The sequence below is a fragment of the Bacillus cereus group sp. N11 genome (genome assembly GCF_016483605.1).
In the GTDB taxonomy this organism is placed as follows: Bacteria; Bacillota; Bacilli; order Bacillales; family Bacillaceae_G; genus Bacillus_A; species Bacillus_A toyonensis.
In genome coordinates this window covers 75986-84414 of sequence record NZ_JAEHBN010000019.1, presented here as the reverse complement: position 1 = coordinate 84414, position 8429 = coordinate 75986, and the positions used below count along the sequence as shown (strand labels likewise).

Genomic DNA, 8429 nt, shown 5'->3' with positions numbered 1-8429 from the left:
ATTATGTTTGGTGGTTGATTGTTATCCATAATTGGCATTATGTTTGGTGGTTGATTGTTATCCAACATTGGCATTATGTTTGGTGGTTGATTGTTATCCAACATTGGCATTATATTTGGTACTTGAATATTTGGCGGTATGACTTGTGGGATAACTACATTTTCTTTCGATACATTTGGTGATACTATGCTTCCTACATTTTCTTTCTTTACTTGCGGTGACACTATATTCCCTACATTTTCTTTCTTTACTTGCGGTGACACTATATTCCCTACATTTTCTTTCTTCACTTGCGGCGATACTATATTCCCTACATTTTCTTTCTTCACTTGCGGCGATACTATGTTTCCTACATTTTCTTTCTTTACTTGCGGTGATACTATATTATCCTTTTTCGTTTGCGGAGAAATGACGTTGTTAGGTTTCATTTTCGTAATTTGCGGAGCAATTAACTCGCTTCCTTTTTTAATTACATCTGAAATTTTATATTCTTTTTTCGTTTTTATTGGCGGTTGCGGCGGCTGTGGTAATACATTTATCGAAAACTTCGTATTTTCTTTTTCCGCCGGTTTTTGTTTTTCTATAACAGGTGGCTTTTGAATAACAGACGGTTTTTCAGCTGGTTTTTCTTTTTGAATTGGCTGTTCTTTTTGCACTTCTTTTTGTGGTTTCACCTGTACTTCTTTTTGCGGCTTCACTTGCATTTCCTTTTGTGGTTTTACTTGCACTTCTTTTTGTGGTTTTATCTGTACTTCTTTTTGCGGTTTTACTTGCACTTCTTTTTGTGTTTGTTGCATAGCGGGCTGCTGGGTAATTGGTGCCGATTGATACGTAACTTCTTCCTCATCTTCTATTCCAAGCGGCGTTGGTGTTGCTGCAAATTCTTTTTGTTGCACTTCTTTTACGTATTGCTTTGGAGGTGCTGATCCTGCTCCAGCTTGCTGTTTCACGTGGACGCCGTTTGATGGTACTTTAATTTTCATACCTGGCATGATTAAATCTGGATTACTAAGCTGTGTATTTGTTTTTTTCAGCGTGTCAAAATCCACTCCGTACTTTTTCGCAATTTTCCAAAGGGTATCCCCTTTTTGCACGATATGAATTTTCAAATTTTCCCCCTCCTGTATAACTTATCTATAAGTAACAAATCTCATGAAGTAACCCTTTCTAAATAACATTAACTTCTTTTCACTTTTATCACTTCTTCTATTTTCAATATAGTTGGAAGTGGAATAGGCATAAAAACCACAATGATTTCTTCAAAACAATGTATGCCCATTTCGCTCTCGTTATGATTATATGTATGAAAAAAAGCAACGGTATTCCCGTTGCTTTAAACACGCTCTAACATACGATTTAATGCGAGAACTGCTTCTTTCGTTACTTGTTTGTCTACGCTAATAACGTTAATCTCTTCTCCGCCTTCTATCGTTTCAAGCACCCATAGTAAGTGAGGGAGGTCAATTCGATTCATCGTTAAGCACGGACACATAAATGGATTAAGTGAAACAATTTCTTTATCTGGATGTTGCTGAATAATTCGGTTCACTAAATTCATTTCTGTACCAATTGCCCATTTACTTCCAACTGGAGCTGATTCAATCATATCAATAATGTATTTTGTTGAACCTGCATAGTCGGAAGCGGCTACAACTTCATAGCAACATTCTGGATGTACAATAATATTCATATCCGGATGATTTTCCCGCACACTTTCAATATTTTTCACTGTAAAGTTTTGATGAACTGAACAATGTCCTTTCCATAAAATCACTTGGATTTCTTCTATGTTTCCATCGTATTCTAATGAATCTGTATGTGGATCCCATACCGCCATTTTATCTAAAGGGATACCTAAATCGTACGCTGTATTTCTTCCTAAATGTTGGTCTGGTAAAAAGACAAGACGCTCTTTTTGTGTAAACGCCCAAGAAACCATTTGTTTTGCATTTGAAGAAGTTACTGTCGCTCCACCATTACGACCGCAAAATGCTTTAATTGCAGCTGTAGAATTTACATACGTTAACGGAATCATCGTATCTCCAAATAACTTCGTGAGCTCTTTCCACGCTCTTTCTGTTTGTTCAATATCTGCCATGTCCGCCATTGAACAACCTGCGCGCATATCTGGTAAGATGACAACTTGTTCATCTGTCGTTAACATATCTGCTGTTTCTGCCATAAAGTGCACACCACAAAACACAATGTATTTTGCTTCTTTATTACTCGCTGCAACTTGCGCAAGCTGAAGTGAGTCCCCTGCTGCATCAGAAAATTGTACAACTTCATCCTTTTGATAATGATGCCCTGGAATAAATAACGTTTTCCCCATTTTTTCTTTAATTTCACGAACACGCTTTTCCATATTTTCCGTTGACATTGTGTAATAACGCTCTGGTAACATCGTTTCAATTGGCTGTACTTTTTCTAAAATACTCATATACCTTTCTCCCCCTCTAAGCCACTTTCCTTACGCTTCAATATTGAAACTAATATCAAGTGCTTTCACTGAATGTGTTAACAATCCAAGTGAAATATAATCTACCCCTGTTTTTCCATATTTCGATAAATCTTCAACTGTAATGCCACCTGACGCTTCCGTAACAATGGCGCTTGGCACAATCTTTGAAAACTCTCGAATTTCATCTGGCGTACGGTTATCAAACATAATAATATCCGCACCGGCTGCTACCGCCTCTCTCACTTGCTCCTCCGTTTCTGTTTCCACTTCTACTTTCACCATATGTCCTAATTTTTCTTTCACCGATGTAACAGCTTTTGTAATAGAACCAGCAAACGCAATATGATTGTCTTTAATCATGACACCGTCATATAAACCGAAGCGGTGGTTAAATCCACCTCCGCACACGACTGCATATTTATCAAACATACGTAGCCCAGGCATCGTTTTTCGCGTATCACAAATGCGAGTATGACTACTATCTAACGCAAGAACCGCTTTACGTGTCATCGTGGCTATCCCACTCATACGCTGAATAACGTTTAATATAACGCGCTCTGCTGTTAATAACGAGGCAATTGGACCTTGCACAGTTGCAATGATTTCGCCTTTTTCTACAAGATCTCCATCTTTTTTATGAAGCTCAACTTCAATTCTCTCATCAATTAATGTAAATCCTACCTCAATTACGAAACGTCCTACAAAGACCCCTGTATCTTTCGCAAGAAACGTTCCTTTCGAAAGCAAGTTATCTGGAAAAATAAGCTGAGATGTTACATCTCTTTCTCCTATATCTTCTAGAAAAAATCGATTTAATGCTTCTTTCACTTTTATCGTGTTCATAAAACCCCTCTTCCCCTCATCACACAAGTTGTAGTTTTCTTTTCACTCGAACGATCTCTTTCTTTACTTTATTTCTATCTGGATAGTCACTTCTGTAATGACCACCTATACTCTCTTCTCTTTGCAGAGCCGATACAACTATAAGCTCACAAACTGTTAACATATTAATAAGTGTTATCTCTTCATTTGTAAGAACATTATGTTGCAATATCATATTTTGAACACCGTACTTACTAAGCCATCTCTTCGCATAAGATAAACTTTGCTCTGTTCGCACAATTCCAACATAGTTCATCATGCATTCTTGTATCTCTTCTTTCGCCGGCAAATGCTTCAGAACAATAAATTCGTCTTCCTTCTCTGTTAGACCCTTCATTCTTTCTTTTGCAGTTCTAGATAAAATATGTTGTCCGATTCTTTTCCCAAACACAAGACCTTCTAATAATGAGTTACTCGCTAACCTATTTGCGCCGTGAACTCCATTACAAGCTACTTCACCAACTGCGTATAAGTTAGAAATAGATGTTTCTCCATCACAGTTCGTTTTCACACCGCCCATATGAAAATGAGCACCTGGCACGACTGGAATACGTTTTTTATTTATATCGACACCATTCGTTTTACATATTGATGACACGGTCGGAAAACGTTGTTCAAAGTTTTGAATCATTTCGATGTTTAAGTACACTTTTTCACCCGCAAGTAACTGTTCATGAATAGCCCTAGCCACTACATCACGCGGGGCTAGATCCTGTTCAGGATGTATCTCCATCATAAAACGCTGTCCTTTTCCATTTATAAGGACAGCTCCTTCACCACGAACAGCTTCAGAAACGAGGCCACAACATCGCCCGCCCGCGTATAACATCGTCGGATGAAATTGTATAAACTCTAAATCTACAAGTTCCCCACCTGCGCGGTACACCATTGCAAGTCCATCGCCTGTAATCGTCTCGTCATTAGAGGTGAAAGCGTATAAACCACCAATTCCTCCTGTTGCTAGCACCGTATAATCTGCATCGTAACGCTTCAGTTCCCCTTCATTATTTCGCGTTAAAACTCCAACACATTTATCTTTTTCTATAATAAAATCGAGCACCATTTCCTGTTCCACTACTGTAACGTACGGAGCTACTTCTTGAATGAGATGCTCTAATAAATTCTTTCCTGTTGCATCTCCGCCCGCATGTAAAATACGACGTTTTCGGTGTGCCCCTTCTTTTCCAAGATGAGGACCTGATTCGTCTCCATCAAATTTCATTCCATTTGCAATGATAGTGCGTATTTCTTTCGGCCCCTCATCAACTAAATAACGGACCGCTTCTTCATTGTTATAATGACATCCTGCCACCAATGTATCTTCAAAATGACCATTTGGATTGTCATATGTAGCAACAGCTGCTGCAATTCCACCTTGGGCTAAATGTGTATTATTATTACGTTCTGTCTTCTTTGTGATAATAATCACATTCTTTTCGTGACAAATCTCTTTTGCAACACGAAGTGCCGCAACACCACTTCCAATAATTAAGACATCTGCACTTGTCATAATTGTTGCCTCCTACTTTACACTTTCCAACTGTCTTGACACCTATATTTACATAGTTTTAAAATAATGACAAGAGTTTTTTTAAATTCTTATTTTCACTACCATTTAAAACTACAAGGAATGTAACTCTTACTAGAGAGAGGAACCTACATGATGATATATCTTGACTATGCAGCTACTACACCTATGAGCGTGGAAGCATTACAAACATATACGAAAGCTGCAATACAATACTTTGGAAATGAACAAAGTTTACATGATATTGGAGGAACAGCCTCTTCTTTATTACAATTGTGCAGAAAAACATTTGCAGAAATGATTGGAGGAAGAGAACAAGGAGTATTTTTTACAAGTGGCGGTTCAGAATCTAACTATCTTGCGATTCAATCACTTTTAAATGCTAGAAGTGAGAAACATATTATTACTACACCTATGGAACATGCATCCATTCGAAGTTATTTTCAATCCTTACAATCAGAAGGGTATACAATTACTGAAATTCCTGTTGATAAAGGCGGGCTCATTCATTTAGATGATTTAGAAGCAGCTATTACAGAAAATACCGTTCTAGCAAGCATACAGCACGGAAACTCTGAAATTGGAACCGTTCAAAACATCGCAGAAATCGGGGCACTTTTAAAAAAATATAACGTTTTATTTCATTCAGATTGTGTGCAAACATTTGGTAAACTTCCTATCAATGTTTTTGAGATGGGAATTGATAGTCTTTCTGTTTCAGCACACAAAATATACGGTCCAAAAGGTGTCGGCGCTTGCTATATAAATCCGCAAGTTCGCTGGGCACAAATATTCCCGGGAACTTCTCACGAAAAAGGATTTCGCCCAGGCACAGTGAACGTTCCTGGCATCGCATCTTTTTTAACAGCTGCTGAAAATATATTGAAAAATCAACAGGTAGAAAGTTTACGTTTTAAAGAGTTACGATCCTACTTTTTAGAGGAATTACAAACACTTCCGCTAGAAATTGAAGTAGAAGGTCATTCTACTTCTTGTTTACCACATATTATTGGGGTTACAATAAAAGGAATAGAAGGTCAATATACAATGCTAGAATGCAACCGCCGCGGTATTGCCATCTCGACCGGAAGTGCTTGCCAAGTTGGTAAACAAGAACCTTCGAAAACAATGCTTGCAATTGGAAGAACGTATGAAGAGGCTAAACAATATGTCCGCTTCTCTTTCGGACAACAAACAACGAAAGAACAAATTGATACTACTATTCATGCACTACACACAATTGGAAATCAATTTTATAGAGGTGTTAAATCATAATGAAACAAAATGAACAAAAAAAGATTTTAGGTGAAGAAAGACGACAACTTATCCTTCAGTGGCTGCTTGCTGCAAATGAACCGTTATCTGGAAACGAACTATCTAAGAAGACAAACGTAAGTAGACAAGTTATTGTGCAAGATATCTCCTTACTAAAAGCAAGAAACGAGCCAATTATTGCAACTGCTCAAGGCTATTTATATTTAAAACCTCAGGAGAAGCAACAGGCTTTTGAACGCGTGATTGTATGCCAACATAAACCAGCAGAAGTACGTCAAGAACTTACAATGCTTGTTGATCATGGCGTTACGATTAAGGACGTAAAAGTTGAGCACCCTGTATACGGCGACTTAACAGCATCAATTATGGTAAGTAATCGATTTGATGTAGAGCAATATTTACAAAAAATCGAAAATACAAATGCTTCCTATCTTTCGCAACTTACAGATGGTATTCACTTACATACAATTGAAGCAGATTCTAAAGAAAAATTAGACGCTGCTTGCGAGGCTTTAGATAAAGCAGGATTTCTCGTTTATTAATGTAAAGCACAGAGTTTTTATAATTCTCTGTGCTTTTTTAATGCTATAATATTGTAATCAATCGTAAAGGAGATCGAATATGGGAATTGAACTCGTTCACTTTAGTACTGGTAAACCGAAACAAATGAAATATGGCGAAGATAAAGAAATGATAACAGGTATATGTAAAGATCCTACAGAAGAGGCCTTTCTCTCAAAAGACGGATTTCGTGGTGATGACGTAGCGGATTTAAAACATCACGGCGGTCCTGATCGCGCTGTTTGTGTGTACCCACACGAGCATTACGCACTATGGGAAGAGGAATTTCAAACTACGCTTCCAGCTTCCACATTTGGCGAAAACATTACCGTAACAAATATGTTAGAGCGTGATGTTTGCATCGGAGATACATATCAACTTGGTGAAGCAATCATTCAAGTGACACAAGCAAGAGTACCTTGTAGCACTATTTCAAAACGCCTCGGTATTCCTGGCATACTGCCGCGCATTGTAGCAACTGGATTTACTGGCTACCTATGCCGCGTTCTTCAAGAAGGTACTGTACGTAAAGATTCTAAAATCACATTGCTAAAACGTCCATCAAACAATGTATCTGTTTTGTTTTCTAACGAAATTTATTTTCATAATAGAAAAGATAAAGATGGCATTGAAAAGATTCTTGCTGTTCCTGAACTAGCCAATATTTGGCGTGGTCAGTTAGAGGATCGTCTTGCTAAGTTAAAGTAAAGAATCCCACCTATAAATGGTGGGATTTTATTTATCTATCAGACGGTATATTATCGACTGAAATTATATCGATTTAACTACAAAATACGACAAATACTCTCCCTTACCCTTTACAACCAATAAGAAGAATAGCTCCCCAGCACAGTAACAGAAAAACCGAGCGCTTCAAGTTCCATCGTTACGCCTGGCAATAATACGTCATCGTATGCTTTATCGACATCGATTAAGAAAAAGTAATTTCCGAGTCCTGTTTTCATCGGGCGTGATTCGATTTTTGATAAATTTAATTTTCTCCATGCAAAAGCTGATAACACTTGATATAGTGCCCCTGCATAATCTGCAGGTAACGTTATCATAAGCGTCGTTTTCTCCCCGCGGTTTTCTCCGTTATTTGAGAGTATTGCTTTCTTTTTCTTATGGAGCACTAGGAAGCGTGTATGATTGTTTTTATGCGTATGAATGTCACGTCTTACAATTGTTAATCCGTATTTTTCTGCGGCTGCTTCATTTGCAATGGCAGCGATTTTTTCTTCAGGATGTTCTTTCACATATTGTGCAGCAGCACTTGTTGATGTCATGTCTCGAACAGTTACCCCTTTTAATTCTTCATTTAAAAATTTATGACATTGTGCGATAGCATGTGGATGAGAATGCACTGCATATACTTCTTCCCACACTTCTGCATACTGCGGATGTACGAGTAAATGTTGCTGAATTGGCACTGTAATTTCTCCTACAATAGAAAGTGGTTGCTCATGCACGAGGTAATCGACCGTTATATTTACTGAACCTTCTATTGCGTTTTCTAACGGTACGACTGCGAAATCTACACTTTCATTTGCGGCTGCATCTATACAATCCGGAATCGTTCGATACGGTACATGCTCTGCTTCCGGAAAAAAACGACTCACCGCCATATTTGTAAATGTTGCTTCTGGTCCTAAATATCCTACTCGAATCATCGTCTTTTCCCCTCTTTTTCGTTTTCTTACTGTTATACCATACTTTTTTATA

At 37.9% G+C, this 8429-nt stretch carries 7 protein-coding genes and 1 pseudogene; 3 read left to right on the top strand and 5 right to left on the bottom strand.

Going from position 1 to position 8429, the window contains the following annotated elements; translation table 11 throughout:
- From exsA to nadB, 4 genes and pseudogenes are all read right to left on the bottom strand, one after another.
- Nucleotides 1-1109 (bottom strand): annotated as a pseudogene (exsA, locus tag JDS98_RS24795) (spore coat assembly protein ExsA); the annotation flags it as partial.
- Between the two features lie 224 nt (nucleotides 1110-1333).
- The gene (gene nadA / locus JDS98_RS24790) at nucleotides 1334-2440 is read right to left on the bottom strand and encodes a quinolinate synthase NadA (RefSeq protein WP_199634446.1); all 1107 of its coding nucleotides are present in this window, start codon (nucleotides 2438-2440) and stop codon (nucleotides 1334-1336) included.
- A 30-nt stretch (nucleotides 2441-2470) separates the two neighbouring features.
- Complete coding sequence (gene nadC, locus JDS98_RS24785; protein WP_098137362.1) at nucleotides 2471-3304, bottom strand: carboxylating nicotinate-nucleotide diphosphorylase; 834 nt, start codon at nucleotides 3302-3304, stop codon at nucleotides 2471-2473.
- Between the two features lie 19 nt (nucleotides 3305-3323).
- Entirely contained in the window at nucleotides 3324-4853 is a 1530-nt protein-coding gene (gene nadB, locus JDS98_RS24780; RefSeq protein ID WP_199634445.1) for an L-aspartate oxidase, read from the bottom strand.
- A gap of 150 nt (nucleotides 4854-5003) precedes the next feature.
- Between nadB and JDS98_RS24775 the strand changes: the two genes are divergently transcribed.
- The 3 genes from JDS98_RS24775 to JDS98_RS24765 all read left to right on the top strand — a co-directional run bounded on the left by JDS98_RS24775 (nucleotide 5004) and on the right by JDS98_RS24765 (nucleotide 7415).
- On the top strand, nucleotides 5004-6146 hold the full coding sequence (locus JDS98_RS24775; protein ID WP_098711461.1) for an IscS subfamily cysteine desulfurase: 1143 nt from the start codon (nucleotides 5004-5006) through the stop codon (nucleotides 6144-6146).
- Nucleotides 6146-6688 (top strand): transcription repressor NadR, encoded by a 543-nt coding sequence (locus tag JDS98_RS24770; protein ID WP_000812272.1) that lies wholly within the window; start codon nucleotides 6146-6148, stop codon nucleotides 6686-6688. The genes JDS98_RS24775 and JDS98_RS24770 overlap by 1 nt, the downstream gene beginning before the upstream one ends.
- 79 nt (nucleotides 6689-6767) lie before the next feature.
- Nucleotides 6768-7415: an MOSC domain-containing protein gene (locus JDS98_RS24765; RefSeq protein ID WP_000510705.1), complete on the top strand. Its 648-nt coding sequence runs from the start codon at nucleotides 6768-6770 to the stop codon at nucleotides 7413-7415.
- A 110-nt stretch (nucleotides 7416-7525) separates the two neighbouring features.
- Here the strand turns inward: JDS98_RS24765 and pheA are convergent, their stop codons facing one another.
- On the bottom strand, nucleotides 7526-8377 hold the full coding sequence (gene pheA / locus JDS98_RS24760) for a prephenate dehydratase (RefSeq protein ID WP_052943870.1): 852 nt from the start codon (nucleotides 8375-8377) through the stop codon (nucleotides 7526-7528).
- Nucleotides 8378-8429 lie beyond the last annotated feature (52 nt).

Excerpts from the sequence above, each read along its gene's own strand:
- nadA (WP_199634446.1), bottom strand. The coding sequence starts at position 2,440 with ATGAGTATTTTAGAAAAAGTACAGCCAATTGAAACGATGTTACCAGAG.
- nadC (WP_098137362.1), bottom strand. The coding sequence starts at position 3,304 with ATGAACACGATAAAAGTGAAAGAAGCATTAAATCGATTTTTTCTAGAA.
- nadB (WP_199634445.1), bottom strand. The coding sequence starts at position 4,853 with ATGACAAGTGCAGATGTCTTAATTATTGGAAGTGGTGTTGCGGCACTT.
- JDS98_RS24775 (WP_098711461.1), top strand. The coding sequence starts at position 5,004 with ATGATGATATATCTTGACTATGCAGCTACTACACCTATGAGCGTGGAA.
- JDS98_RS24770 (WP_000812272.1), top strand. The coding sequence starts at position 6,146 with ATGAAACAAAATGAACAAAAAAAGATTTTAGGTGAAGAAAGACGACAA.
- JDS98_RS24765 (WP_000510705.1), top strand. The coding sequence starts at position 6,768 with ATGGGAATTGAACTCGTTCACTTTAGTACTGGTAAACCGAAACAAATG.
- pheA (WP_052943870.1), bottom strand. The coding sequence starts at position 8,377 with ATGATTCGAGTAGGATATTTAGGACCAGAAGCAACATTTACAAATATG.